This window comes from Streptomyces spirodelae (assembly GCF_017676385.1).
Classification (GTDB): domain Bacteria; phylum Actinomycetota; class Actinomycetes; order Streptomycetales; family Streptomycetaceae; genus Streptomyces; species Streptomyces spirodelae.
Genome location: NZ_JAFFZN010000034.1, coordinates 1 through 26,256 on the forward strand (window position 1 = coordinate 1; position 26,256 = coordinate 26,256).

The 26,256-nt window shown below is 71.5% G+C and carries 25 protein-coding genes and 1 pseudogene; 13 read left to right on the top strand and 13 right to left on the bottom strand.

Annotated elements, in window-relative coordinates; translation table 11 throughout:
- Positions 1-41: 41 nt before the first annotated feature.
- Entirely contained in the window at positions 42-269 is a 228-nt protein-coding gene (locus JW592_RS28420; RefSeq protein WP_209268114.1) for a DUF4287 domain-containing protein, read from the bottom strand.
- A 114-nt stretch (positions 270-383) separates the two neighbouring features.
- On the opposite strand from JW592_RS28420, the gene JW592_RS28425 reads away from it, so the two are divergent.
- Positions 384-749 (top strand): hypothetical protein, encoded by a 366-nt coding sequence (locus JW592_RS28425; RefSeq protein ID WP_209268115.1) that lies wholly within the window; start codon positions 384-386, stop codon positions 747-749.
- Here the strand turns inward: JW592_RS28425 and JW592_RS28430 are convergent.
- The 3 genes from JW592_RS28430 to JW592_RS28440 form a co-directional block, all read right to left on the bottom strand.
- Positions 736-1,770: a hypothetical protein gene (locus tag JW592_RS28430; RefSeq protein WP_209268116.1), complete on the bottom strand. Its 1,035-nt coding sequence runs from the start codon at positions 1,768-1,770 to the stop codon at positions 736-738. The genes JW592_RS28425 and JW592_RS28430 overlap by 14 nt on opposite strands.
- A 282-nt stretch (positions 1,771-2,052) precedes the next feature.
- Positions 2,053-3,294, bottom strand: a complete 1,242-nt coding sequence (locus JW592_RS28435) for an acetyl-CoA C-acetyltransferase (RefSeq protein ID WP_209268117.1) — start codon at positions 3,292-3,294, stop codon at positions 2,053-2,055.
- A 272-nt stretch (positions 3,295-3,566) separates the two neighbouring features.
- Positions 3,567-4,607, bottom strand: a complete 1,041-nt coding sequence (locus JW592_RS28440) for an SGNH/GDSL hydrolase family protein (RefSeq protein ID WP_209268118.1) — start codon at positions 4,605-4,607, stop codon at positions 3,567-3,569.
- Between the two features lie 384 nt (positions 4,608-4,991).
- Between JW592_RS28440 and JW592_RS28445 the strand changes: the two genes are divergently transcribed.
- The gene (locus JW592_RS28445) at positions 4,992-6,380 is read left to right on the top strand and encodes a cystathionine beta-synthase (protein ID WP_209268119.1); all 1,389 of its coding nucleotides are present in this window, start codon (positions 4,992-4,994) and stop codon (positions 6,378-6,380) included.
- Between the two features lie 59 nt (positions 6,381-6,439).
- Here the strand turns inward: JW592_RS28445 and JW592_RS28450 are convergent, their stop codons facing one another.
- On the bottom strand, positions 6,440-6,862 hold the full coding sequence (locus JW592_RS28450) for a hypothetical protein (protein WP_209268120.1): 423 nt from the start codon (positions 6,860-6,862) through the stop codon (positions 6,440-6,442).
- 136 nt (positions 6,863-6,998) lie between these two features.
- On the opposite strand from JW592_RS28450, the gene JW592_RS28455 reads away from it, so the two are divergent.
- The gene (locus JW592_RS28455; protein ID WP_209268121.1) at positions 6,999-7,850 is read left to right on the top strand and encodes a MurR/RpiR family transcriptional regulator; all 852 of its coding nucleotides are present in this window, start codon (positions 6,999-7,001) and stop codon (positions 7,848-7,850) included.
- A 175-nt stretch (positions 7,851-8,025) separates the two neighbouring features.
- Complete coding sequence (locus JW592_RS28460) at positions 8,026-8,808, top strand: GNAT family N-acetyltransferase (protein WP_307805579.1); 783 nt, start codon at positions 8,026-8,028, stop codon at positions 8,806-8,808.
- Positions 8,809-8,841: 33 nt separating this feature from the next.
- Here the strand turns inward: JW592_RS28460 and JW592_RS28465 are convergent, their stop codons facing one another.
- Positions 8,842-9,069: a transposase gene (locus tag JW592_RS28465; protein WP_209268122.1), complete on the bottom strand. Its 228-nt coding sequence runs from the start codon at positions 9,067-9,069 to the stop codon at positions 8,842-8,844.
- A 49-nt stretch (positions 9,070-9,118) separates the two neighbouring features.
- Between JW592_RS28465 and JW592_RS28470 the strand changes: the two genes are divergently transcribed.
- Positions 9,119-10,345, top strand: coding sequence for an RNA-guided endonuclease InsQ/TnpB family protein (locus JW592_RS28470; RefSeq protein ID WP_209268169.1), 1,227 nt, complete (start codon positions 9,119-9,121; stop codon positions 10,343-10,345).
- 13 nt (positions 10,346-10,358) lie between these two features.
- Here JW592_RS28470 and JW592_RS28475 read toward each other — a convergent pair whose 3' ends face one another.
- Positions 10,359-11,150 carry a TIGR03086 family metal-binding protein gene (locus JW592_RS28475; protein ID WP_307805580.1) on the bottom strand — a complete coding sequence of 264 codons (792 nt, stop codon included), beginning with the start codon at positions 11,148-11,150 and terminating at the stop codon, positions 10,359-10,361.
- A gap of 4 nt (positions 11,151-11,154) precedes the next feature.
- Positions 11,155-11,586, bottom strand: coding sequence for a VOC family protein (locus JW592_RS28480; protein WP_209268123.1), 432 nt, complete (start codon positions 11,584-11,586; stop codon positions 11,155-11,157).
- Positions 11,587-11,846: 260 nt separating this feature from the next.
- Here JW592_RS28480 and JW592_RS28485 point away from each other — a divergent pair, with 260 nt between their 5' ends.
- Positions 11,847-13,025, top strand: a complete 1,179-nt coding sequence (locus JW592_RS28485) for a PP2C family protein-serine/threonine phosphatase (RefSeq protein WP_209268124.1) — start codon at positions 11,847-11,849, stop codon at positions 13,023-13,025.
- 31 nt (positions 13,026-13,056) lie between these two features.
- Here the strand turns inward: JW592_RS28485 and JW592_RS28490 are convergent, their stop codons facing one another.
- Together JW592_RS28490 and JW592_RS28495 are read right to left on the bottom strand one after the other, a co-directional pair.
- Entirely contained in the window at positions 13,057-13,965 is a 909-nt protein-coding gene (locus tag JW592_RS28490) for an aldo/keto reductase (protein ID WP_209268125.1), read from the bottom strand.
- 70 nt (positions 13,966-14,035) lie between these two features.
- Positions 14,036-14,749 (bottom strand): type 1 glutamine amidotransferase domain-containing protein, encoded by a 714-nt coding sequence (locus JW592_RS28495; RefSeq protein WP_209268126.1) that lies wholly within the window; start codon positions 14,747-14,749, stop codon positions 14,036-14,038.
- 291 nt (positions 14,750-15,040) lie between these two features.
- On the opposite strand from JW592_RS28495, the gene hutU reads away from it, so the two are divergent.
- The 4 genes from hutU to hutI are packed head-to-tail and all read left to right on the top strand — an operon-like array spanning position 15,041 to position 20,568.
- Positions 15,041-16,735 carry a urocanate hydratase gene (gene hutU / locus JW592_RS28500; protein WP_209268127.1) on the top strand — a complete coding sequence of 565 codons (1,695 nt, stop codon included), beginning with the start codon at positions 15,041-15,043 and terminating at the stop codon, positions 16,733-16,735.
- 28 nt (positions 16,736-16,763) lie between these two features.
- Positions 16,764-17,945, top strand: a complete 1,182-nt coding sequence (locus tag JW592_RS28505; protein ID WP_209268171.1) for an allantoate amidohydrolase — start codon at positions 16,764-16,766, stop codon at positions 17,943-17,945.
- Complete coding sequence (locus JW592_RS28510) at positions 17,942-19,357, top strand: formimidoylglutamate deiminase (protein WP_209268128.1); 1,416 nt, start codon at positions 17,942-17,944, stop codon at positions 19,355-19,357. Before JW592_RS28505 ends, JW592_RS28510 begins: the two co-directional genes overlap by 4 nt.
- 32 nt (positions 19,358-19,389) lie before the next feature.
- Positions 19,390-20,568 (top strand): imidazolonepropionase, encoded by a 1,179-nt coding sequence (hutI, locus tag JW592_RS28515; protein ID WP_209268129.1) that lies wholly within the window; start codon positions 19,390-19,392, stop codon positions 20,566-20,568.
- Positions 20,569-20,572: 4 nt separating this feature from the next.
- On the opposite strand, the gene JW592_RS28520 is transcribed toward hutI, so the two are convergent.
- The 3 genes and pseudogenes from JW592_RS28520 to JW592_RS28530 all read right to left on the bottom strand — a co-directional run bounded on the left by JW592_RS28520 (position 20,573) and on the right by JW592_RS28530 (position 23,651).
- Positions 20,573-21,775, bottom strand: coding sequence for a serine hydrolase domain-containing protein (locus JW592_RS28520; RefSeq protein ID WP_209268130.1), 1,203 nt, complete (start codon positions 21,773-21,775; stop codon positions 20,573-20,575).
- A gap of 129 nt (positions 21,776-21,904) precedes the next feature.
- Positions 21,905-22,267, bottom strand: a pseudogene (locus tag JW592_RS28525) (helix-turn-helix domain-containing protein); the annotation flags it as partial.
- 394 nt (positions 22,268-22,661) lie between these two features.
- Complete coding sequence (locus JW592_RS28530; RefSeq protein WP_209268131.1) at positions 22,662-23,651, bottom strand: RNA polymerase sigma factor SigF; 990 nt, start codon at positions 23,649-23,651, stop codon at positions 22,662-22,664.
- A gap of 262 nt (positions 23,652-23,913) precedes the next feature.
- Here JW592_RS28530 and JW592_RS28535 point away from each other — a divergent pair, with 262 nt between their 5' ends.
- From JW592_RS28535 to JW592_RS28545, 3 genes are all read left to right on the top strand, one after another.
- Positions 23,914-24,312, top strand: coding sequence for an STAS domain-containing protein (locus tag JW592_RS28535; protein WP_209268132.1), 399 nt, complete (start codon positions 23,914-23,916; stop codon positions 24,310-24,312).
- A gap of 178 nt (positions 24,313-24,490) precedes the next feature.
- Positions 24,491-25,207 (top strand): ATP-binding protein, encoded by a 717-nt coding sequence (locus JW592_RS28540; protein WP_372446589.1) that lies wholly within the window; start codon positions 24,491-24,493, stop codon positions 25,205-25,207.
- 272 nt (positions 25,208-25,479) lie between these two features.
- Positions 25,480-26,256 carry an LPXTG cell wall anchor domain-containing protein gene (locus JW592_RS28545; protein WP_209268134.1) on the top strand — a complete coding sequence of 259 codons (777 nt, stop codon included), beginning with the start codon at positions 25,480-25,482 and terminating at the stop codon, positions 26,254-26,256.

Here is a 26,256-nt window from a genome sequence, read left to right on the forward strand (position 1 = left end):
GCGAGCAAGCGCCTCAGCCGAACAAGCCCTCAGGAAGAGCCCTAGCGGTGGCGCGCCGCACGGCGCAGATCGTGCTCGTGGATGATCGCTTTGGCGTGCCCGTAGGCGAGATTGTGTTCACCGCGGAGCCAGCTCACCTTCTCCTCGAAGCGGAGCAGGGACGGGCCCTCATCGACCGCGCGGAGCCATTCGGAGACTTCACGACCAGTGCACTGAGGAATGCGGGACAGCATGTTCCGGTGGGTCTCTTCGGAGAAGACTTGGGACATCGGCGCCTCCGGACGCTTCTGCAATGAGTCCTTGACGACACGTTGCCTGAGGGTTCGGGCGTTGGCAACAGTGCGGGGGCGCTGCGCCGGCGCGTGGGCGCATAAGGTGGGGGTGTGCCCTGTGTCGACACCCGCCCCCTGACCGACGCCGTGGAACGGCTCGCCGACCGGCTGCGTGCCCTCCCGCAGAGCACCCTGCGGCGGGGTGCCGCCGCCGAAGGTCTCGCGCTCGCCAGGGAGTTGGCGCTGCTGGCCCAGCGTGTCGAATTCCCCGAAGGGGGGATGTCCCGGGTGATGCCCGACGCCGGACTCTTCTCCGTCGGAGATCAACTCGCCGTGGCGGGTCACGATGTGGTCGCGGCGCTGGAGACGGCGCCCGCAGCGCCGGCCGAATCCGCCCTGCGGGAAGCCCTGCGGCTGCTGGAGAGCTCCCCGCTGTCCTCCCGTGGAGCCTCCCCGCGCGGTGCTACAGGGGCGTGATGACGCGGTCGGCCAGCAGGTAGGCGGTTCTGCCGTCGGGGAAGCCGAAGGTGAGGGTGTAGGAGCCGGCGATTCCGGAGCCCCCCATCAGCACGGGGGCCTGGCCCCGACGTACGCCGTCGGCCAGCGCCTCACTCGTGGCGCGGTGCCCCGGTGACAGGCACACCGTCGTACCGTCCTCGAAGACGTAGACGTCCAGCGTGCCCAGCGGACCGGGGCGCACATCGGCCAGCGGCATCCTCGCGTCGGCGAGTTCGGCCAGCCGCTCGACTGTGCGCTCGTGGTAGGTGACGGTGGGGGTCGCGGGCGACGGCGTGGCGCCGGGGGAGACCGGCTCGCCGTTGAGGTTGTAGTCCGGCTGGGACGGGTGGCGGCGGCGCGCCGCCGCGAGTCCCGGGTGCTCAGGCCCGGCGGTGCCCTCCTCGTCGGACGGGCTCTGCGCTTCTTCCGCTCCGGGGCCGACGCCGAGGTCCTCGGCGGTGCCGCGCTCGTGGTCCGCGCGGCCGTACGGGGCCACGTCCACCTCGATCTCGATGTCCGCGTCCCCGGGGCCCGGCTGGCGCGGGATGAACAGGCCGCCGGTGTCCCTCTCCAGCAGCGAATCGAGATCGTCGGTGAGCTCGTCACCCAGACCGTCGGAGGCGACCTCGTACTCCGTGCCGTGGCCCGCCAGCAGCGAACCCGTCCCGGGTGAGGCGTCACGCGCCTCCTGCGCGGCCCAGAAGGCGCGGGCCTCGGCCAGCTCGCGCTCGCGCTCGTCGGCCAGCGCGGCGGCGACCGCGGTCCTGATCTCCTCGGAGAAGGCGCCGGGTGCCGCCTCTGCGGTGCCGGACCCGCGGTCCCCGGCCGCGGTGCGGGCCCGCGGGATCTCGGCGGCCCGCTCGGCAGTCGGTGCCGTCTCCAGCTGGGCACGCAGCGCCGCCAGCTGGCGGCGCAGGCCGCGCGCCGTGTGCAGTGCCGCACCGCCCAACGCGGTGGCCGCGGCCGCCGCGCACAGCAGGATGAGGGATATGGCGCTCACTGACTTGACTCCCGGTTCCGGTTCGGTCCCTGACGCGGTCCCCCCGGTCATTGCCCTTGTCTTCACCTACAGCGCTGTATTCCTACAACAGCGTCGCCGGGAAGGTTGTTCAAGGTTCTCCGACCGTAGTGCAAATCCCGCCGAACTGGACAGGGGAAACCCGGAGCCTGCCTCTTGCGCACCGCTGTGACCAGCAGGAATGCCACGCCCCCAGGGTGTATATCACATCCTGGGGGCGCTTCGGTCTCGCCGTTGTATACCCGGCACAGAGGTAACAGTGGGCTAGCTGAGGCGCTCCAGCACCATGGCCATCCCCTGACCCCCTCCGACACACATCGTTTCCAGGCCGAACTGCTTGTCGTGCCACTGGAGCGAGTTGAGCAGCGTGGTGGTGATCCGCGCTCCGGTCATCCCGAACGGGTGGCCCACCGCGATGGCACCGCCGTTGACGTTGAGCTTCTCCAGGTCGATTCCGAGGTCCTGGTAGGAGGGGATCACCTGGGCCGCGAACGCCTCGTTGATCTCCACCAGGTCGATGTCCGAGATCGACATGCCGGCGCGGGCCAGTGCCTGCTTGCTCGCCTCGACGGGGCCGTAGCCCATGATCTCGGGGGAGAGCGCCGAGAGGCCGGTTGAGACGATCCGGGCCAGCGGGGTCAGGCCCAGCTCACGGGCCTTGGTGTCGGACATGATGACCAGCGCGGCCGCACCGTCGTTGAGCGGGCAGCAGTTACCCGCGGTGACCATGCCGTCGGGGCGGAAGACCGGCTTCAGCCCTTCCACTCCCTCCAGGGTCACCCCGGGGCGCGGGCCGTCGTCCTTGCTGACCACCGTCCCGTCCGGGGTGGTGACGGGGGTGATCTCGCGCTCCCAGAAGCCGTCGGCGATGGCCTTCTCTGCGAGGTTCTGGGACCGTACGCCGAACTCGTCCATCTCACGCCGCGTGATGCCCTTGTGGCGTGCAAGGTTCTCGGCCGTCTGGCCCATGGCGATGTAGACGTCCGGGACCTTCCCCTCCTCGCGCGGGTCGGTCCACCCCTCTCCCCCGGCCTCCGGCTTGGAGGTGCCGTGCTCGGCGCGGGCCGCGGTGCGGGCCTCGGCCTCGGCGAAGAGCGGGTTGTGGGTGTCGGGCAGCCCGTCGGAGGAGCCCTTCACCGAGCGGGAGACCGTCTCGACGCCCGCCGAGATGAACACATCGCCCTCGCCCGCCTTGATGGCGTGCATCGCCATCCGGGTCGTCTGCAGGGACGAGGAGCAGTAGCGGGTGATGGTGCAGCCGGGCAGGTGGTCCATGCCGAGCTGGACGGCGACCACCCGGCCGAGGTTGTGGCCCTGTTCGCCCCCGGGGAGGCCGCAGCCCAGCATCAGGTCGTCGATGTCGGCCGGGTCCAGCTGCGGAACCTTGGCGAGCGCCGCCTTGACGATCTCGGCCGTCAGGTCGTCCGGGCGCATGTCCTTGAGGGAGCCCTTGAAGGCACGGCCGATGGGCGAGCGGGCTGCGGAGACGATCACTGCTTCGGGCATCAGGGCTCCTGGGGGAGTCGGCGGGTGGTTACGCAGCGGAAGCTACCCGCCCGTAGGGTGCTGGTCACGGGCCCGGCGGTGTGATGCGGGCCTCTTCTAAGCGTTTGCTTTTTCCAGTCATGGGTCAAGAGAGCGCTGCTGCGGACCGGACGGCCGGCGCGCAATGACGGGCCCGCGCCATCGGGGCCGCGCGCGATGGTTGGCGAGAGGGCGCGCCGAAGAGGGAGAGAGGGGGCGCCCCCGTCGCGGCGGAGGCAACCCCTCGCAGCCGATCAGCGGTTCTCGGTGACGCCCTCTGGGGGTTTGGGCTGGACCTCCTCGGGCGGGGGCAGCCGGCGCCGGCGGCGATGCTTGAGCAGCGCCCATGGGCCCCGCATGCCCGCGACCTCGGTGCCGCCCTCGGCGGCGGCCTCCGCCGCCGCGCGGGCGACCGGCAGGATGCCCTCGCGTCGCCTGGCGTCCGGCCGCTCGTCCTCGGTCGGCCACAAGCCCAGTGCAGCGCACAGCGTGGGCAGTATGGCCATCGCGGCCGTGGCATACCCCTCGGCGGAGGGGTGGTAGTTGTCGGGTCCGAACAGCTCGCGCGGGTTGGCGGAGAACTCGGGTCCCAGCAGGTCGCCCAGCGAGACCGTGCGGGCGCCCTCCTCGACCACGGCGATGGTCTGCGCGGCGGCCAGCTGACGCGACAGCCGCCGCGCGATCCAGCGCAGCGGCTGTCCGACGGGCTCGACGCTGCCCAGGTCGGGGCAGGTGCCGACCACCACTTCGCAGCCGGCCGTGCGCAGCCGCGCCACCGCGTCCGAGAGGTAGCGCACCGAGCGGGCCGGAGGCATCCGGTGGGTGACGTCGTTGGCGCCGACCATGATCACGCACACATCCGGGGCCTGGGAAAGCTCCCGTTCGCTCAGCAGCAGCGTGATCTGCCGTTCCAGATCGTCGGACATGGCGCCGGAGAGCGCCACGTTGCGCAGTTCGACGGGGCGTTCAGCGATGGCGGCGAGCGCTGAGGCCAGCAGCGCGCCGGGGGTCTGCCGAGGGCGGTGCACGCCCTGGCCGGCGGCCGTGGAGTCGCCGAGGAAGGCCAGGCGCAGCGGCTGCCCCGGGTAGAGCCTGCCGAAGGCGCTGCCGTAGAGACCGTCGGCCTTGGGCGGCTCGTCCTCGGAGCCGCCGATATGACGTTTCGCCAGTTGGAGCTCGGTGAAGAGCAGCCCGACAGCCGCCCCACCGACCAGGCCGAGTCCGCCGCCTCCATAGGCGGCTGCGGTCGCGATTCGCCGGGCTACTCTCGCGCTCGACGCCTTCGACATCGGCATTGTGCTCTTCCGCCTCCCGAGTTCTCGGTCCCACCGGCTGTCGCGCTCATGGGCTCATGGCTTCGTGGTACTGCTGTCCGTGCCTGAGGTCTGCACCGAACCGCGTAGTGTTCTGCCGGTTTTGTCGGGCCCTGTCCCCGTATCAGGTCCAATTTCGGTTTCCGTTCCCTCGCTCGGCCCCGGGTGCGGGTCCGATGTGCACCGGTCCGTTGTGCGCCGGGGCGCCTTGCGCCCGTGCGCCGGGGCTCACGACCTCCAAGACTGTGTTGCCCCGTGTGGCCCTGCCTGCAACGCGTCTCAGGTGTGTACGTGTTGCCCCATAGGCTGTCGGCACGGGCCCGCGACCCCGCGGCCCTGCGACCACGACTACGCGCGGAGACCACGGTGCAGTATCACGAGTCGATGATCGAGCTTGTCGGCAACACCCCGCTGCTCAAGCTCAACAGTGTCACGGACGGCATCCAGGCCACCGTCCTTGCCAAGGTCGAGTACTTCAATCCAGGCGGTTCTGTGAAGGACCGGATCGCGCTGCGCATGATCGAGGCGGCAGAGCAGTCCGGCGAGCTGCAGCCAGGTGGGGTGATCGTCGAGCCCACCTCGGGCAACACCGGCGTCGGACTGGCCATCGTGGCGCAGCAGAAGGGGTACCGGTGCCTCTTCGTCTGCCCCGACAAGGTCTCCATGGACAAGATCAATGTGCTGCGGGCCTACGGAGCCGAGGTCGTGGTCTGCCCAACGGCCGTCGATCCCGAACATCCCGACTCTTACTACAACGTTTCCGACAGGCTTGTCCGCGAAACCCCGGGCGCCTGGAAGCCGGACCAGTACAGCAACCCCAACAACCCCCGCTCGCACTACGAAACGACGGGCCCCGAGCTGTGGGAGCAGACCGACGGCCGGATCACCCACTTCGTGGCGGGAATCGGCACCGGCGGCACCATCAGCGGCACCGGCCGCTACCTCAAGGAGGTCAGCGGCGGCCGGGTGCGGATCGTGGGCGCCGACCCGGAGGGCTCGGTCTACTCGGGGGGTTCGGGACGGCCGTATCTGGTCGAGGGCGTGGGCGAGGACTTCTGGCCTGACGCCTACGACCGGGACATCACCGACGAGATCGTGGCCGTCTCCGACAAGGATTCCTTCCAGATGACGCGGCGGCTGGCCAAGGAGGAGGGGCTGCTGGTCGGCGGCTCCTGCGGAATGGCCGTGGTCGGTGCGCTCGAGGTGGCCAAGCGGCTCGGACCCGACGATGTGGTCGTCGTCCTGCTGCCGGACGGCGGGCGCGGCTACCTGAGCAAGATCTTCAACGACGAGTGGATGAACGACTACGGCTTCCTGGAGGAGGGCGGCACCACCGGCGCCAGGGTCGGTGAGGTACTGCGCTTCAAGGAGGGTCCGATCCCCTCCCTCGTCCATATGCACCCGGAGGAGAAGGTGGGCGAGGCCATCGAGGTGCTGCGCGAGTACGGCGTCTCCCAGATGCCCGTCGTCAAGCGCGGCGCCGGGCACCCGGACGTGATGGCGGCCGAGGTGATCGGCTCCGTCGTCGAACGGGAGCTGCTGGACGCGCTGTTCGCCCAGCGGGCCTCCCTGGACGACGCGCTGGACAAGCACATGAGCGCACCGCTGCCGCACGTGGGCGCGGGGGAGAGCGTCGCCGACCTGATGGCCGTGCTGGAGGGGGCCGACGCGGCGATCGTCCTCGACGAGGGCAAGCCGAGCGGCGTGGTCAGCCGCCAGGACCTGCTGGCCTTCCTGGCCAACGAGGGCCGCTAGCCACGCCGGTGGGCCGGCACGGCCTCGACCGCCGTCATGCCCGCGCAGCCGCGCGGGCCCTACCGGCGGTCGTGGTCGTGGCCGACGCGGGAGAACCAGGACCGGCTGGCCTGGAAGCCGTTGACTGCGACGATGCCCGCCCAGCAGGTGACCAGGCCGGTCAGGCCCGCGTTGGCCACGGCTATCGCGGTCAGGGGGATGGCCAGCACCAGGGAGGCCACCGCGAGGCCCAGCCGGGCGCCGAGCCCGTCCGGGTCGGTGTGCGGCGTGGGCTGCGGCCGCACGCTGCCGCCCCGCGCGGCCACCATCTGCTGCTCGGCCAGCTGGCGCCGCACCCGCTTGTCGACGACGTTGTCGAGCCGCTGCTCCACCTTTTCCAGGAAGGAGTCGAGCAGCTCGTTCTCGTACTCGGGGCCCAGCTCCCGGCGCGTCTGCAGCGTCGCGTCGAGTTCCTTCTTCAGCTCAGGGTCGGGTGCGCTCATGCCCGTCACATTACGGCGCCGCAAGGGCCGCCACAGTGGTGCTGGCACCACCTTCTGCCGGTGGCCCGCCTTGCCGGGGCGCGCCGTCCTGCATAGGGTTATGCAGGGGAGGAGCGGGCTGAATGAGAGGTGCGGGATGAGCAGCGCGAGCGCGCGGTTGCTGGAGCTCTTCGAGGGGCACCGGCTGACCCCCACGCAGCGCCGCATCGCGCACTGCATGGTCCGCAGGGCGGGTGACGCGCCGTTCCTCTCCAGCGTGGAGCTCGCCGAGCTGGCCGGCGTCAGCCAGCCCTCCGTGACGCGCTTCGCCGTGGCGCTCGGGTTCGACGGCTATCCGGCGCTCCGCCGCCACCTGCGGGAGACCGAGCCGCCCGAGGGGCCCGAGTCCGCCGCTGAGAGTGCGGGCGCCGGTGGGCTCAACGAGTACCAGCAGGCCGTCCACGCCGAGATCGAGAACCTGCGGCACCTGGCCGCGCTGCTGGAGGACCCGGCGCAGGTCGAGCGCGCCGGGGCGCTGCTGGCCGCCTCCCGTCCGCTCCCGGTGCTCGGGCTGCGCGCCGCCGCCGCACAGGCGAGCGGCTTCGCCTACTTCGCCGCCAAGGTGCACCCGGATGTCCGGCTGCTCACCGAGGGCGGCTCCATGCTCCAGGACCGTCTCGACGGCTGTGTACGTGCCGGTGCCGAAGCGCTGATGTGCTTCGCGCTGCCCCGGCATCCGCGCGAGACGGTGGAGGCGCTGGACAGTGCGCGCGCGGCGGGGCTGTCGATCGTCACCGTCGCCGACAGCGCCTTCGCGCCGGTCGCCCACCCCGGTGACCTGCTGCTGCCCGCGGCCGTCGGCACGGGTCTGGCCTTCGACACCGCCTGCGCGCCCATGCTGCTGGGCCGGGTGCTGCTGGAGGCGATGTGCGACGGGCTGCCCGACGCGCAGGCGCGGCTGGAGGAGTTCGACGCGCGGGCGAGCGAGCGCGGCCTGTTCGCGGAGTGAGCATCGAGTGAGCGGGTGAGCCCTGTCCGCCCGGTGCGCGACCCTGCCGGTGCCGGGCGCTGTGGTGTGCCGGGCCGCTGTGGCGCCGGGAGACGGCGTCAAATCAGGTGCTCCCCAGGGGGTTCTGCCGTACTGTGCGCGGCCGTGAGCCACCCGAGCACTTTGGAGACCCTGATTGGACGACTCCCCTCTCCCGGGCCCGGCAGGCCCGATGCGCCCTGCCGTCGCCCCCGAACTCGCCCCCGAACTCGACGCCGGACTCGACGCCGGGTTCGAACCCGAGCTCGACCGTGAGCTCGTCACCGACTGGGTGGCGGGCTGGGCCGCCTCCCGAGGCACTCCCGCACCGGTGGAGCGACCGTGGGGGCTCTACATGGACATCCGCAGCGAACGCCTGGTCGGGCGGCACGTTCTGCTGCACGCCGACGAGGCGACGGTCCGTGCGGCCGCCGCGGCGGTGACGGTCCCTTCCACCTGGCTGATGGTCTTCGCCGAGCCCGACCGGGTGGCGGCCTGGCTGCCGCCCGGCTGGGAGGTGGACCACGCGGAGACCGGCCACCTCATGAGCGTCGGCCTGGAGACCACCGACCCGGTGCCGCCGGACGGCTATACGCGCACCGTCGAGACCCGCGACGGCGTCATCCGGGTGTGGGTGCACGACGCGAGCGGCGAGACCGCCGCAGCGGGGCAGGCCTCCGTACTGGGCCGCAACGCCGTCATGGACCGTATCCGGACCGAGGAGGCGCACCGCCGCCGCGGCCTGGGCGGTCTGGTGATGCGCACCCTCGCCGACAGCGCGGTGGCCGACGGCGCGACCCTCGGCATTCTCGGCGCCACCCCGCAGGGCCGGGCGCTGTACGAGACGCTGGGTTGGAAAGCGCACACCATCCTGACGGAGTGCGTCTACCGGCCCCGATGCCCTTGCGCCGGGGGTGAGGCCGTCGCAGGGCTGCTGTGACCCGCACGTGAGCGCGGGTCTGCTGTGTTCACCTCAGCCCACGGGGCGTTTCTGGTTGTCGATGTACTGCTGTACGACGGTCAAGGGTGCTCCGCCGCAGCTTGCGGCGCAGTAGGAGCCGGACCAGAAGTGGCCGCCCCACAGGTACCGGCGCACGTGCGCGTCGTACTCCTTGCGCAGCAGCCGGGCGGAGACGCGATGGAGTTGACCAGCTTGGAGAGCTGGACCTTCGGCGGGTGGTAACACGAGTAGGTGTATCATGATTCAGATTCCAGTGTGGTGATATGAACCAGTATGTATGGTGATCACTGTGCAGCTCGGGTACGGGTTCCGTCTGTACCCGAACGGTCCTCAGCGCTCAGCGCTGGCCAGGGCGTTCGGGTGTGCACGGGTGGTCTTCAACGACGCGCTTTGCGTCCGTGAGGACGCCCGTGCCGCCGGGCTGCCGTTCGTCACCTCGGGCGAGCTGTCCAAGCGGCTCACGGCATCGAAGAAGACGCCCGAGCGGGCATGGTTGGCCGAGGTCTCCTCGGTGATCCTCCAGCAGTCCCTTCGGGACCTGGACACGGCTTACCGGAACTTCTTCGACGGCCTCAAGGGCAAGCGCCCCAAGATGGGACCGCCGCGTTTCAAGAGCCGCAAGGACACTCGGCAGGCGATCCGGTTCACCGCGAATGCCGGATGGGAGATCACCCCCGGCGGGAAGCTGCGGCTTCCCAAGGTCGGCGACGTGACCGTGAAGTGGTCGCGCATGCTGCCCTCCGTCCCCACTACGGTGACCGTGATCAAGGACAGTGCCGAGAGGTACTTCGCCTCGTTCGTGGTGGAGACCGGCCCGGAAGACGTCCTTGCGCCCGTCACGCCCGAGGTCGGCATAGACCTGGGACTGGGGCACTTCGCCGTCCTGTCCGACGGCCGGAAGATCGACAGTCCGCGCTTCCTGCGCCGGGCTGAGAAGCGCCTGAAGAAGGCGCAGCGGAACCTCAGCCGCAAGGCCAGGGGATCGAACAACAGGAACAAGGCCCGGCTGACGGTCGCTCGTGCTCACGCGCGGGTGGCTGACGCGCGCCGTGAGTTCCACCACCAGCTCTCCACCCAGCTGATCCGTGAGAACCAAGCGATCGCGGTGGAAGACCTGGCGGTCAAGGGACTCGCCCGTACGCACCTGGCCAAGTCCGTACACGATGCCGGATGGTCGCAGTTCGTGACCATGCTCGAATACAAGGCCACCCGGTACGGGCGCACCTTCGTACGTATCGGCCGCTTCGAGCCCACCTCGCAGGTCTGCTCGGCCTGCGGGACCAAGGACGGCCCCAAGCCCCTGCACGTCCGGCAGTGGACGTGCGCCGAGTGCGGGGCCGTCCTGGACCGGGACATCAACGCGGCGGTCAACGTCGCCAAGGCGGCCGGACTGGCCGTGACAGCCTGCCGAGCGCGGGTAAGACCGGGGCTCCTCCCGGCACCGCGCGAAGAAACAGGAACCCACCCGGAGCCGCACACGACAACGGCGCGGCAGAGGGGAATCGCCCCCCTTTAGGTGGGCGAGGATGTCAACGGTCCTGAGCCGGATCGCGGCCGAGGAACCCCAGCAGCCGGTCTCCCGGTGGCGCGTTCGGCGCCACCGGGACCCGCGGCGCGAACAGCGGACGCCGCGCCCCCTCGTGCGGCACCAGCTGGCGGGCGACGGGCAGCAGCCGGGCCGCCAGCGGGGCGGGAATGGCGCGGTCGGCGCGCCCGGTGGCCCGCGCGATGTCCCAGCCGTGCACCGCCAGCTCGACGGCGCCCGTCAGCGCCAGAGCCGTCGCCGTCAGCGGCGCGTCGGCCACCACGATCGGGCGGCGGCTCTGCCGGGCCGCGGCCCAGGCGCCCAGCAGCCGCGCCGCCCGTCGCCTGAAGGCCGCCGCCGGGTCCGGCCCCCGGCGGCCCCCGGCGGCCTCCGGCACTGGGGGCGGGTGCAGCGCGACGGTGCCCTGCGCGAAGCCCTCGTGCAGGGCCGCCAGCGAGTCGTCCAGATGCGCCATCAGCCCGCCCAGATCCCACTCCGTGCACGGGGTGGGCCGGTGCAGCAGCGCAGGGGTGACGGGCTGAGCCGTGCCCAGCGCGTAACCCACCGCGTGCCGCAACAGCTCCGCCGCCCGTGCCCCGGCGTCCTCGGAGCCGCTGTCGCGCGTGCCGGCGCCCGCGGAGCCGCTGTCCCGTGTACCGCTGTCCCCGCCCGCACCAGCGCCCTTCGTACCGCTGTCCCCGCGCGCACCAGCGCCCTTCGTACCGCCGTCCCCGCGCGCACCAGCGCCCTTCGTACCGCCGTCCCGTGCGCCCCCGCTCTCCCCCTCGCGGAACACGGGGTCAGGCGGCGGAGCTGTCGGCGGCCGTCTGGTCGGCGGATTTCCCCGTCACCTCGAAGAGCTGCACATAGTTGCCGTCGGGGTCCTCCACGGTGCCCAGCAGGACGTCCTCGTCCACCGCCTCCACCGGGCGCACCCAGTGCGGATTGAGCCGCTCGGTCAGCCGCCGTGCCATGCCATGGATGTCCGTCACCTCGAAGTTGATCAGAATTCTTCCCGGCTCGACCGACTTGCGGCCCACATCGTCCCTGCTCTCGAAGATGACGTACGTGCCGCTCAGCTCCAGGACGTGCGCCGGGCCCTCGCCGTCCTCCGGGCCCGCTGCCGCCGCCGCCCGGGGGGCGAAGGCGGTGCGGTACCACTCCCACAGCCGCTCGGGGTCCGTACTGCCCAGCACGATGCCGCCCACTCGGGGACCGGTCGCTTCCGTCATGACATCTGCCTCCTGTAACCGTCGGACACCGGGCACACCGCTCCGGCGCTCATGGATATGGACCGGGCCGGGCCGGAAAACTCATCGCGAGGTGCCCCGGGACGGGCGGCGCACGTCACCCCCGGGAGGGTGAAGCGGATGCGGCCGGTCCCCATCTGGTCTGCGATACGGTCGTTCGCGGGACTCTTCCGGACCGGCTGAACCAGTGCGATCCCTGCCCGCGGGGTCATCCTCAGCCCCGCACAGAACCAGGACCGATCGTGGACGGATTCGCCGCTGTTCAACAGGCGTTGCGCGAAGCGCCCCCGCACGCGCTCGCCCGGGTGGTCATCGACGAGCTGCGGAATCAGTACGGCGCCGACCTGGTCGAGCTCCGGATGGTCGACTACGCGGTGAAGTCGCTGCAGCTGGTGGACGGCCACGCGGCCACGACCGAGCCGGTGTCCGTCCACGACAGTCCGCAGGGGCGTGCGTTCGGGTCGCAGGAGCCGTTCGTCACCCAGCAGCCCGGTGGCGGGATCGTCGTCCATCTGCCCCTCACGATCCGCGGTGACCGGCTGGGCACGCTGTCGGTCGGCCTGCCCACCACTGCCGACCCGAACGGTCTGCTGCCGGCGCTGCGGCGGCTGTGCGAGGCACTCGGCCACGAGATCCTGGTCGCCGAGCGGGACACGGACCAGTTCATGCTGGCCCGCCGCGCCTCGCGGCTGACGCTCGCCGCCGAGATGCAGTGGCAGCTGCTGCCCGGCCGCGCCTGTGTCCGCGAGGAGTTCGAGGTCGGGGCCCATCTGGAGCCCGCTTACGCGATCCACGGCGACAGCTTCGACTGGGAGGCGTCCGAGCGGTATCTGACGCTCACCGTCACCAACGGTATGGGCGAGGGGATAGAGGCCGCGCTGCTGACCAACCTCTCCGCCAACGCGCTGCGCAACGCGCGCCGTGCCGGGCTGGACCTCGCCGGCCAGGCGACCCTCGCCGACCAGGCGGTCTACGCGCAGTACCGGGGCTCCGCCTATGTGTCGGTGCTGCTGTTGCGGTTCGAGCTGGCCACCGGCCGGGTGGAGGTCGTGGACGCGGGCTCGCCGAAGCTGTGGCGGGTGCGCGGCCGCTCCGTCGAGGAACTGTCCTTCGACCACCAGCTGCCGCTGGGCATGTTCGAGGACACGGTGTACGCGGAGGAGCACTTCGCCGTGCGGCCGGGGGACCGGCTGCTGATCGGCAGCGACGGTGTCTACGGGACGCCGGGCAGCGGCGGCGAGAGGTACGGCGAGCGGGCGCTGGTCCGCTCGCTGTCGGGGCACCGGCTGCTGCCCGCAGGGCAGGTGCCCGTAGCGGTCCTCCGCGAACTCGCCACCTACCGCCGCAAGGCGCCGCTCCAGGACGACGCCCTTGTGATGTGCGTCGACTGGCACGGCCGCCAGGACACCGCCGAACACTGACGGCGGCGCAGCCCACCGCGGGGCGGCGGGTTCAGATTCGAACCGCGGCCGACAGGTCCTCGTACTCCTGGTCGGTGAGCTCGATCCGCGCCGCGTGGGTGTTCTCCTCCAGGTGCGAGAGCCGGGAGGTACCCGGGATCGGCAGCATCACAGGGGAGCGGCGCAGCAGCCAGGCGAGGGCCAGTTGGGAGGGGCGGGCGCCGTGCTCCTGTGCCACCCTCTCCAACGGCCCGCCCGGCTTCGCCAGTTCGCCTGTCGCGATGGGGAACCACGGGATGAAGGCGAGGCCGCGCTCCTCGGCGTAGTCCAGCACCGGCTCGGCGCTGCGGTCGGAGAGGTTGTAGAGGTTCTGCACGGAGGCCACGTCCACCAGCTTGGCGGCCTCCTCCAGCTGGGCCACCGACACCTCGGACAGCCCGATGAACCGGATTTTGCCCTCTTGCTGCAGCAGCGACAGCTCGCCGAGCTGGTCGGCGACCGGCACCTTCTCGTCGATACGGTGCAGCTGGTAGAGGTCGATACGCTCCAGCCCCAGGTGGCGCAGGCTCAGCTCGCACTGCTGGCGCAGATACGCGGGATGGCCCACCGGGCGCCAGTCGTCGGGCCCGGCGCGGGTCAGCCCGCCCTTGGTGGCGATCACCAGGTCGTCGGGGTAGGGGTGCAGGGCCTTGCGGATGAGGCGCTCGGAGACGAAGGGGCCGTAGGAGTCGGCTGTGTCGATGAAGTTCACGCCCAGTTCGACGGCGCGCCGCAGCACCCGTACGGCCTCGTCCGGGTCCCGTGGTTCACCCCAGACGCCGGGCCCGGTCAGCTGCATGGCCCCGTAGCCGAGCCGGTGGACGGGCAGCCGGCCGCCGAGCGCGAAGCTGCCGGATGCCTCGGCGGGCCGTCCCGCCGAGCCCAGCGGAGCCGCCGCGGAGGCCGCTGACGAGTCGGACATTGCTCTTCCCTTCGTTGTGACGGTCGGTACCGGTGGCTCGCTTGAACCGGCCGGGCTGGCCGGCGCTGCCTCAGCCGAGCATTTTGATGATCTCGGCGGCCACAGGGCCCGCCGAGGCCGGGTTCTGCCCGGTGACCAGGTTGCGGTCCACCACCACGTTCGGGGCCCAGGGCTCGCCCGCCTCGAAGTGCACACCGGCCTCGACCAGCCGGTCCTGGAGCAGCCATTTGGCCTTGTTGGCCAGTCCCGTCTGCTCCTCCTCGGCGTTGGTGAAACCTGTCAGCCGGTACCCGTACACCGCGCTGGCGCCCTCCTGGGTGTGGGCGGCCAGCAGCGCCGCGGGACCGTGGCAGACCACGCCGAGCGGCCTGCCCGAGGCCAGCGTCCGTACCAGCAGGGTTCCGGAGTCGGAGTCGGTGGCCAGATCCTCCATGGGGCCGTGGCCTCCGGGGTAGAAGACGGCGTCGAATCCGGCCGGGCCGCCGCCGCTGTCGATGCGTACGTCCTCGATGCTCAGCGGCTGGCCCAGCTCGGTGAAGGACTCCAGCCCTGCGGCCACCCGGTCGGCGCCTTCCTGTCCGCCGTTCGCGTCCGCCGACAGGCTGGCCTCGTCGACGCCGGGGACGACGCCGCCGGGGGTGGCGACCACCACCTGGTGGCCGGCCGTCTTGAACATCTCGTAGGGGGCTACGGCCTCGTCGGCCCAGAAGCCGGTGGGGTGTTCGGTGCCGTCGGCCAGTGTCCAGTGGCGGGCGCCGGTCAGCACGAAAAGGATCTGCGACATGTCGTTCTCCGGGGCTGCGGGGAGGGCTACCCGTCGACGGTAGGCCGCGCCGGGCCGCCACGGCGGCTGACGTCACCGGGCGAGCCCGCCTCGTCCCCTGGGCGCCGCAGCCCGCGACGGGCCGGGGGAGGCCGGAGGCAGGGTGGAAGCCCCCGTTGACTAGAACTATTCAGCGCGTATGGTTAGTGAATAGATCCGTTACGCGACCCCCGTCCCGCGCGTACGCCGCCACCGGGGCATGACACCGCCACCGGCGCACGCGTGCGGCACGAGTCGAGGAGGCAGGGCCATATGACCAGCACCGCAGGACCGCGCCCGGTCAGGGCACCGCGCGGCAGCGAGCTGAGCGCGCTCGGATGGCAGCAGGAGGCCGCGCTGCGGATGCTGCAGAACAACCTCGACCCCGAGGTCGCCGAGCACCCCGACAAGCTCGTCGTCTACGGCGGCACCGGAAAGGCGGCCCGCGACTGGGCGTCGTTCGACGCGATGATCCGCACCCTGCGCACACTGCGCGGCGACGAGACGATGCTCGTCCAGTCCGGCCGTCCCGTCGGGGTGATGACCACCCACGAGTGGGCCCCGCGCGTGCTGATCGCCAACTCCAACCTGGTCGGCGACTGGGCCAACTGGGAGGAGTTCCGGCGCCTGGAGCAGCTCGGCCTGACCATGTACGGCCAGATGACCGCCGGTTCGTGGATCTACATCGGCACCCAGGGCATCCTCCAGGGCACCTACGAGACGTTCGCGGCGGTCGCCGCCAAGCTCGCTTCTCAGCACGGACACAGCGGCGGGTCCCTGGCCGGGACCATCACCCTGACCGCCGGGCTCGGCGGAATGGGCGGCGCCCAGCCGCTCGCCGTCACCATGAACGACGGCGTGGCCATCGTGGTGGAGTGCGACCCCTCGCGTATCGCACGCCGTATCGAACACGGGTATCTGGACGTGCGGGCCGAGAGCACGGCCGAGGCGCTGCGGCTCGCCGTCGAGGCCAGGGACGCGCGCCGCCCGCTGTCCATCGGACTGCTCGGCAACGCAGCGGAAGTGCTGCCCCAGCTGCTCGCCGAGGGCGCGCCCATCGACATCGTCACCGACCAGACCTCCGCACACGACCCGCTCTCGTACCTGCCCGTCGGTGTCGACTTCGCGGACATGGCCGCCTACGCCGCCGAGAAGCCCGCCGACTTCACCCGGCGGGCACGCGAGTCGATGGCCGCACACGTCGAGGCCATGGTCGGCTTCCAGGACGCCGGGGCCGAGGTCTTCGACTACGGCAACTCCATCCGCGGCGAAGCACAGCTCGCCGGGTACGCGCGCGCGTTCGACTTCCCCGGCTTCGTCCCCGCCTACATCCGCCCCCTCTTCTGCGAGGGCAAGGGCCCCTTCCGCTGGGCGGCGCTGTCCGGCGACCCCGCCGACATCGCCGCGACCGACCGCGCCCTGCTGGACCTGTTCCCGGAGAACGAGTCGCTGGCGCGCTGGCTGAAACTCGCCGGTGAACGCGTGCACTACCAGGGCCTGCCCGCGCGCATCTGCTGGCTCGGCTACGGGGAGCGGGCCGCTGCCGGTGAGCGCTTCAACGACATGGTGGCCTCCGGCGAGCTCGCCGCCCCGCTGGTGCTGGGCCGCGACCACCTCGACTGCGGGTCCGTCGCCTCGCCCTACCGCGAGACCGAGGCCATGCGCGACGGCTCCGACGCCATCGCGGACTGGCCGCTGCTCAACGCCATGCTCAACGTCGCCTCCGGCGCGTCCTGGGTCTCCCTCCACCACGGCGGAGGGGTCGGCATGGGGCGCTCCCTGCACGCGGGGCAGGTCACGGTCGCCGACGGGACGGCGTTGGCGGGGGAGAAGCTCTCGCGGGTCCTCACCAACGACCCCGGCACCGGAGTGATCCGCCACGTGGACGCGGGGTACCCCGAGGCGGAGGCGGTCGCCGCCGACCGCGGAGTCCGCATTCCCATGCGGGAGGGAGAGCAGCGTGCCTGAGGGCGTCCCGAGCCCGTCCTTCCACGCCATGTGGAAAGAGCTCCTCCCTCTCGGCAAGGCACCCGGCGGGGGCTACCGCCGGTACGCGTGGTCGGGGCCCGACATCGAGTGCCGGGAGTGGTTCCGGCACCAGGCAAGGACCCGCGGGCTGGCGTACGAGGTCGACCGGAACGGCAACCAATGGGCGTGGGCCGGCGACAAAAGCGCCGGGGACGCGCTGGTGACCGGCTCCCACCTCGACTCCGTCCCCGAGGGCGGCGCCTTCGACGGCCCCCTCGGTGTGATCTCGGCGCTCGCCGCCTACGACGAACTCCGCAGCCGGGGCACCGAGTTCACCTGCCCCTTCGCGATCGTCAACTTCGCCGACGAGGAGGGCGCCCGCTTCGGGCTCGCCTGTGTGGGCTCGCGGCTGCTGACCGGCACCCTCACCCGGGAGGGCGCGCACGCGCTGCGGGACGCCGACGGGGTGACGCTGCCGCAGGCGATGGAGGCGGCGGGGTACAGCCCCGAGGCGCTGGGCCCCGACCCCGAGCGCCTCGCCCGCATCGGCGCGTTCGTGGAGCTCCACATCGAGCAGGGCCGCGCGCTGGCCGAGACGCCGCACCCGGTCGCCGTCGCCTCCGCGATCTGGCCGCACGGGCGCTGGCGGTTCGACTTCCGAGGGGAGGCCAACCACGCCGGCACCACCCGGCTGGAGGACCGCAGGGACCCGATGCTCACCTACGCCAACACCGTGCTGGCCGCCCGCAAGAAGGCGCGGCTGGCGGGCGCGCTGGCGACCTTCGGCAAGGTGACGGTGGAGCCGAACGGGGTGAACGCCGTGCCCTCCCAGGTCAGCGGGTGGCTCGACTCGCGGGCTCCGGACGCGGAGACGCTGGCGGCCGTGGTCGGCGAGATCGAGCGCGCCGCGGGGGAGCGCGGCGGGCGTGACGGGGTGGCGGTCGAGGTGACGCGGGAGTCCCGGACGCCGCTCGTGGAGTTCGACCACGTACTGCGGGACCGGCTGGTCGGGCTGCTGGGCGGCGATGTGCCGGTGCTGCCCACCGGCGCAGGACACGACGCGGGTATTTTGTCCGCTTCGGTTCCCACAGCCATGCTGTATGTCCGCAACCCGACCGGTGTCTCGCACTCGCCCGCCGAGTTCGCCGAGGAGGACGACTGTGTGGCGGGCGTCAGCGCGCTCGCCGACGTACTGGAGGGTCTGGTGTGACCACGAGGACCAGGACGAACCCCAACGCGACAGGGCCGGAGCCCGGTGGCGTACCTGCCGAGAAGGTCTACTGGTGCGAGAACGCGTGGCTCAACGGCACCGTCGAACAGCACGTCGTCCTGGAGGTGACCGCACAGGGGCGGCTCGGCGCCATCCGTACCGGCGTCCAGACCCCGCCGCCCGGCGCTGTCACGCTGCGCGGGCTGACACTGCCCGGCCTGGCCAACGCTCACTCGCACGCCTTCCACCGGGCGCTGCGCGGCACCGTCCAGGTCGGTTCCGGCACCTTCTGGACGTGGCGCGACACCATGTACCGGACGGCGTCGCTGCTCACCCCGGACAGCTACTACGCGCTGGCCCGCGCTGTGTACGCGGAGATGGCGCTGGCCGGGATCACCTGTGTGGGCGAGTTCCACTATCTGCACCACGCTCCGGGCGGCGAACGCTACGACGACCCCAACGCCATGAGCCACGCGCTGGTCGCGGCCGCGGCCGACGCGGGCATCCGTATCACCCTGCTGGACACCGCCTACCTCGCCTCCGGTATCGGCCCGAAGGGCCGCGGCGAGCCGCCCACCCGGCCGCAGCTGCGCTTCAGCGACGGCAGCGCCGAGGCGTGGGCCGAACGCGCCGACGCCTTCAGCCCGGACGGCGACCACGCGCGGGTCGGCGCCGCCGTGCACTCCGTACGGGCAGTGCCCGCACGGGAGTTGCACACCGTCGCCGAGTGGGCCGAGCGGCGGAGGGCGCCGCTGCACGTCCATCTGTCCGAGCAGACGGCCGAGAACGAGGCGTGCTGGAACGCGCACGGTCTCACGCCGACCGCGCTGCTGGCCGAGCACGGCGTACTCGGCCCCCGCACCACCGCCGTACACGCCACCCATCTGACGTCGGACGACATCCGGACGGTGGGCGGCTCGGGCACGGGCGTGTGCATGTGCCCGACCACGGAACGCGACCTGGCCGACGGCATCGGACCGGCACCCGCGCTCGACAGCGCGGGTGCCGGACTCTCCCTGGGCAGCGACAGCCACGCCGTCATCGACCTGTTCGAGGAAGCCCGCGCCCTGGAGCTCAACGAGCGCCTGGCCAGCCGCGCCCGGGGCCACTGGACCGCCGGGCAGCTGCTGCGGGCCGCCACCGAGGGTGGACACGCCGCGCTCGGCTGGCCCGAGGCGAGCCGCCTGGAGACGGGGGCGCTGGCCGACTTCGTCACCGTCGCGCTGGACTCGGTGCGCACGGCCGGGCCCGTGGTGCGACTGGGCGCGGAGACGGCCGTGTTCGCCGCCACCGCAGCCGACGTCCGCCACACGGTGGTGGCCGGACGGCATGTGGTGCGGGACGGCTCCCACACCCTTCTCGATTCCGTACCCAAGGCACTCGCTGAGTCGATCGCAGCCCTCCGCCCCTGACAGCAGACCCCCGACCCGAGGACACCCCAGCCATGCCCCGAACCCTCTCCCTCACCAACCTCGCCACCCTCGTCACCAACGACCCGGCGCAGGGCGACGGCGGCCCGCTGGGCATCATCGAGAACGCCGCCCTGGTCATCGAGGACGGCAAGGTGGCGTGGGTGGGCCCGGGCGACAAGGTGCCCGCGGCCGACGAGCTGTACGACGCGGGCGGCAGGGCCGCGATCCCCGGGTTCGTCGACAGCCACTCCCACCTGCTCTACGCGGGCGACCGCACCCAGGAGTTCAACGCCCGGATGTCCGGACGCGTCTACACGGCCGGTGGCATCCGCACCACCGTCCGCGCCACCCGCGAGGCGGGGGACGCGCAGCTGGCGGCCACGCTGAAGGCGCATGTGCGCGAGATGCTGGCGCAGGGCACCACCACCGTCGAGACCAAGTCGGGGTACGGACTCTCGCCCGAGCACGAGGCACGCGCGCTCCGGGTGGCCGCGGAGTCGGGCCTGGAGGAGATCACCTACCTCGGCGCCCATATCGTCCCGCCGGAGTGGGCGGAGGACCCCGACGGGTACACCGCGCTGGTCGCGGGCGAGATGCTTGAGGAGTGCGCCCCGTACGCCCGCTGGGTCGATGTCTTCTGCGAGGAGGGCGCCTTCGACGAGGACCAGTCGCGCACCATCCTCACCGCGGGCAAGGCCAAGGGCCTCACCCCACGGGTCCACGCCAACCAGCTCACCCACGGCCCCGGTGTCCAACTGGCGGTGGAGGTGGGCGCGGCCTCGGCCGACCACTGCACGCACCTGACGGACGTGGACGTCGACGCACTGGCGAACAGCGCCACGGTGGCCACCCTGCTGCCCGGCTGCGAGTTCTCCACGCGCGCCGTCTACCCGGGCGCCCGTCGCCTCCTGGAGGCGGGCGTCACGGTGGCGCTGTCCACCGACTGCAACCCCGGCTCCTCGTACACCTCCTCGATGCCGTTCTGCATCGCCATCGCCGTACGGGAGATGGGGATGACGCCGGACGAGGCGCTGTGGTCCGCGACGGCGGGCGGTGCCCAGGCGCTGCGCCGTACCGACATCGGCCGGCTGACCGTCGGCTCCCGCGCCGACCTCGTCCTGCTGGACGCCCCCTCTCATGTACACCTCTCCTACCGCCCGGGCGTCCCCCTGGTCTCGGCCGTCTGGCAGCGCGGCGTGCGCGAGGTGTGAGGACTCAGGACGATCCTCCCCGCCGACCGGGTTCGGCGGGGAGGGAGAAGGCGGCCCTGACGAGCCGCTCTCCGACCGGGTTCATGGTCGGGCCCTTGGCGTCCGTCGAGTTGACGGAGTAGACGAGGGTGCGGGACAGATCGCGGGTGCCGGCGATCAGGGTGTTGTAACCGGGACGCGCCCCGGACTTGACCCACAGGACGAGACCGTTCCCCGCGTCGAACCGCTGGAGCCCGGCGCTCATGGTGGCACCCTCGATGTCCGGCACGGTGAACATCTCGCGGTCCAGCAGCGGTTGGGGCACGATCTTCCCTCTGAACAGCGAGAAGAGCAGCCGCTCCAGGTCGGCGGTGGTGGAGATCATGTCTCCCGCCGCCCAGCGGTCCGACATGTTCCACTCGGTCGCGTCCACCACCCTGCCGTCCGCGAGCCTCTGATAGCCGCGGTTGTGCGGACCGTGGATACGCGGGTCGGGGCCGCCGGGGAAGGAGGTGTGCCGCATTCCGGCCGGACGCAGCACATGGAGCCGGGCCTGGTGCTCGTAGGAGTCGTGCGTGACCTTCTCGACGAGCAGGCCCAGGACCGTGTAGTCGATGTTGGCGTAGCGCTGTTTCCTGCCCGGGCCTTCCCCCTCGCCCTTGTAGGGTCCCTTGGCGACGGAGGAGGCCACGACCTCCTGAGGCGTGAGGGTCTTGAAGCGGTTCTCGTACCCTTCCCCGTTCACCGGGCCGAGGCCGCGGCCCGGTTTGAGGCCGCTGGTGAAGGTGAGCAACTGGCGTACGGTGATCGGTTCGAACTCGTCCGTCAGCAGGCCGGGCAGATAGTGCTGCACGGTGCCGTCGAGGTCGATACGGCCCAGGGAAGCGAGCTTGAGCACCAGAGCCGCGGTGACGACCTTGGTGGTGGAGCCCGCCCGGAACCGGCCGTGCTCCAGCGCCCTGTGCCCGGTGCGCAGGTTCCGTACACCGGCGCTGCCGTGCCAGTTCTCCCTTCCGCCCACCCGGGCCAGCGCGGCGGTGGTGTCCTTGTCGGGGAGTCCGCGCAGCGCCTCCTGGAGCTTTGCGGTGTCGAGGCCGTCCGGGTGTTGCCGCGCCGCCACCGGCTGCGCTCCGGGGGCTTGGGCGACGGCGGGCGCCACGCCCGCGGTTGTGCCGAGTCCGGCGGCCAACAGGGCCGCCACCAGGGTGTTCCGTATACGCGTCTGCACAACTCACTCCGTAACGCCGGGGATCTGCGGCTGTTCGAAGATCACCTTTGCGGCTGCTGACGGCTCCCGGATCGGCCTCGGGGGCGATCCCGCCCCTGCTTGGGACGCGTACCGTGCAGGGGTTCGCCCCTAGGGGCGACGGGAGCGGCCCAGCGCGGTGGTGCGGAAGTGATGCGGGGGGATGCCGTAGGCGGCGCGGAAGGCGCGGGTGAAGTCGGCGGGGCGGGTGAAGCCCCAGGTGGCGGCGATGGCCTGGATGGGATGGTGGGCCAGCTTCGGGTCGGCCAGGTCGCGGCGGGCGCGGTTGAGGCGCTGGCGGCGAATCCAGGAGCTGACCGTGCAGCCCTGGCTCTGGAAGAGGCGGTGCAGGCTGCGGGTGGAGATGTGGTGAGCGGCGGCGATGGCGTCCGGGCACAGGCCGGGGTCGCCCAGGTGTGCCCAGATGAAGCTCTGCACGGTGGCGAACAGTGCGCGGCGGTGGTCGACGGCCGGGGCCCCGGCCGTCGGCGCGTACGGGCGTCGCTCCTGGTGGGTGTCCATGGTGCTGCGCACGGTCTCGTTCCCCCGGTCGGTCGCGGACTTCTCTCGGTACCTCCAGGACGGTAGGCAGCCGCAGGCCGCGGCGAATCCCGTACAGGTTCCAACTCGGATGTCGAACCAGGGGTGGAGGCTGCACCTCCGGGTCGTCCGGGGGCGGTAGTCAGCGGCTGGTCGACGCGTGCAGTCACCACTGCGGACGGCCCGGACAGGCCGGACGGCGCGGGCGGCCCGGAGCGCCGGGGCGGCCCGGAGTGACCGGACAGGCCGAGGGCCCGGCCGGACTGTCGTTGTCCGGCCGGGCCCTCGGCACGCGGAGTCGCCGCACCGCGCTGGGCGGCACCCCGCGTCACTCCTCGATCATCAGCCCCTTGCGGAGCTTGCCCAGGGTGCGGGAGAGGAGGCGGGAGACATGCATCTGCGAGATGCCGAGCTCCTCACCGATCTCCGACTGGGTCATGTTCGCCACGAAGCGCAGCGAGAGGATTCTGCGGTCCCGTGGGGGGAGTTCGGCTATCAGCGGCTTCAACGACTCGACGTACTCGATGCCTTCGAGTCCGTGGTCCTCGTAGCCGATGCGGTCGGCCAGCGCACCCTCGGTGTCGTCCTCCTCGGGCTGCGCGTCCAGCGAGCTGGCGGTGTAGGCGTTGCTCGCCGCCATGCCCTCGATGACTTCCTCGCTGGAGATGTTCAGCCGCTTGGCCAGCTCCTCGGGGGTCGGCGCCCGGTCCAGCTTCTGGGCGAGTTCGTCGCCCGCCTTGGCCAGGTCGAGTCGCAGCTCCTGGAGGCGTCGGGGTACCCGCACGGACCAGGAGGTGTCGCGGAAGAAGCGTTTGATCTCGCCGACGATGGTCGGCATCGCGAAGGTGGGGAACTCGACGCCGCGGTTCAGCTCGAAGCGGTCGATCGCCTTGATGAGGCCGATGGTGCCGACCTGGACGATGTCCTCCATGGGCTCGCTGCGCGAGCGGAACCGGGAGGCCGCGAACTTCACCAGGGCGAGATTGAGTTCTACCAGGGTGTTGCGGACGTACGCGTACTCGTGGGTGCCCTCTTCGAGGTTCTCCAGCCGCTCGAACAGCGTCTTGGAGAGGGCCCGCGCGTCCAGCGGACCGACCTCGTCATAGGGTGGGATCTCAGGGAGCTGGAGCTGGTCGAAGAGGTCGGCTTCCACCGCCTCCGCGATCTGTTCGGCGCTCGCCGGGTCGGTGAGGGTTTCGGGGGTCAGGGACTGGGAATCCGGCAGCCGGTCCGTGCTGTGTTGCTCCGGAACGGCGGGAACGGTCGCGACCTGCGTATGCGCGGGGTCGGATATCCCGTTGTCGAGCCGGGGTGACATGGCTGTCCTCCATGGTTTTCTCGGCATATGGCTGCCGAAGCCGTGACGTGCACTACGGGGTGCGGCGCCTCCAGAGCCGACGTCGGTTCGGTATCCCTACTAGACCTACCTGCTCCTGCACAGCAAGAGCAAGCTCCCTTTGTCCTTTTGTGACCAATCTGTCCAATGTTCGGCTACCGGTGAGGCCGCCGAAGGCGTAGGGTTGCGAACCGCTCGACGGGGGAAGCAGTGAAGGCCCTCACGCGAAACAGAAGGGGTGTGCATGGACCGCGGGATGCCCGGCAGCACGAGCCAGGGCCGGCTGACGGTCGAGGTGCGGCACGAGGGAATCAGTGCCGTCGTGACCCCCGAGGGTGAGCTCGATCACCACACCGCGGAGCTGTTGCGCGAGCCGCTGGAGCGCAGCGTCGAGGAAGGCTACAGCCGCCTCGTCGTGGACTGCTCGCGGCTCGAGTTCTGCGACTCGACGGGGTTGAACGTGCTGCTCGGCGCCCGCCTGAAGGCGGAGGAGGCCGGCGGCGGTGTCCATCTGGCGGGGATGCTCCCCGTAGTGGCGCGCGTCTTCGAGATCACCGGTGCGAGCGCGGTCTTCACCGTGCACGAGGACCTCGGATCGGCGCTGGAGCACCCCTCGGGCCCGGAACACCGGCCCGACGCGTAATCAGGGCGTTACGCGCATCACACAGGTCCGGCTGAATCCGTAAGTGTTCTCACGGTGCGTCCGGGCAGGAGTCCTTCGAATCTGTCAGACATTCGTGTACAGCGCGTCAAGGTTCCGCACGGTACGGGGCGGCGCGGGACGGCGAAACGTATCCGGTGATCGGTGAGGTGAACCACTGATGAGCACCACCCGGCCGCAACCGGCGGGCGACCGCGGTCCGGAGCCCGAGGGCACTCCGGCGACCGCGGGCCCGGGGTGCGGCGCGGCCGGTGGTGCCGACGCGCGGGTGCGTGCCGATGCGGGCACGGAGCGTGGGCCGACCCTCGGGATCTCCGGTTCCGAGGGCGCTCCAGGGAAGGCCGACGCTTCCGGGAGCGCTTCCACGCCCGCACCCGGAGCCGAAGGGGGGAGTGGCGCCATGGGGACCGCCGCGGAGAGTGCGGCCTCTGCTGCCGGGGGAGCCGCACGCCAGGGCGGGCAGCCGATGCGGCAGGTCCGCAGGCTGCGGCTGGTCGGCGCCAGCGGCGCCGTGCCACGCGCTCGGGATTTCACCCGCCGAGCCCTCCAGGACTGGGGCTGGCTGCCCGCCGCCACGGCCGACCAGCGTGCGGCCGCCGAGGACGTGCTGCTCGTCGTATCGGAGCTGGTCACCAACGCGTGTCTGCACGCCAACGGCCCCGAGGAGCTGCGGGTCGGTGCCAACGCGAAGGTGCTGCGCCTGGAGATCGTCGACCTGGGCGCGGGTTCCCCGTCGCCGCGGACCCCGCACCGGGCGGGACGGCCGGGCGGGCACGGGATGTTCATCGTCCAGCGGCTGTGCCTGGACTGGGGTGTCGTACGCAATCCGGAGGGTCCGGGCAAGACGGTGTGGGCGGAGCTGGCCGCTCCGCACTGACGCCTTCGGCGGGGGCGCTTGCCGGGGAGGGTGCTCCTGATCGTGCGTTGCAGGCCGCGCGTGAGCTGTGGCTTGGGGGCACCTCCCGGCCGGAGTCCCCCAGCCTCCGGCCGGGAGGTGCCCCCAGGGGAGCGCCGTTCCCCGTGCCCCTTTGGGGCGACCCTGTACTCACGGCGCGGAGGCTCTTCCCTCTCCAAGGGCCTGGGGCTACTGTCGGCGCGAATCTGATGTGTCGTCAGTAACTTGCGCGTCCGGATGAAGGGGGAACCCCCGTGTCCCACAGCAAGAAACGCCACACCCGCACGGCCGCCGCCACGGTGGCGGCAACAGCCCTCGCCGGATCGGCCGTACTGCTGTCGGCTCCCACCGCGAGCGCCACCACGGTCGACGTCGACTACCAGTGCAAGACCCCGATCGGGGACAAGAGCGCCGTGTCGCCCATCGACATCAAGGCCAGCGAGAGCGGCAGCGGTTACAAGCTCACGATGTCCTTCGAGAAGGGCGTCTCCTCCAGCCCCGTGGAGCTGGGCAAGGGCGCCATGAAGCCCAGCGCCAAGATCAAACTCGGCGGCGCCGAGACCGGTGACGTACCGGTGAGCGGCCCCGGCAACGACAAGGCCATTCCGGCCAACACCCCGATCAAGATCCCCGACTTGAGCGGGACCTACACGCCGAAGAAGAGCGGCAAGGTCACCTTCACGGCCGGCACCCTGACCATCAAGGCCCTGGGCACGACCACCACCTGCAACCCGAAGAACAACCCCAAGCCCTCCCTCACCCTGGACGTGAAGGCCGCGGGCGGCAGCGGTGGTTCGGGCGGCAGCGGGGATTCCGGAGGCGAAGCGTCGGGCGGCGCGGCCAGCGGTGGCGGCACCTCCGGCGGCGCGGCGAGCGGTGGCCAGACATCGTCCAGCGGCGGCGGCGAGCTGCCCAAGACCGGCCCGACCGACTCCGCTGTGGCCCTCGGCACCCTCGGCGGCACCGTGCTGCTGGCGGGAATCGGCGGAACGCTGTGGGTGACGCGGCGCAGGGCCGCGGTCCGGCACTAG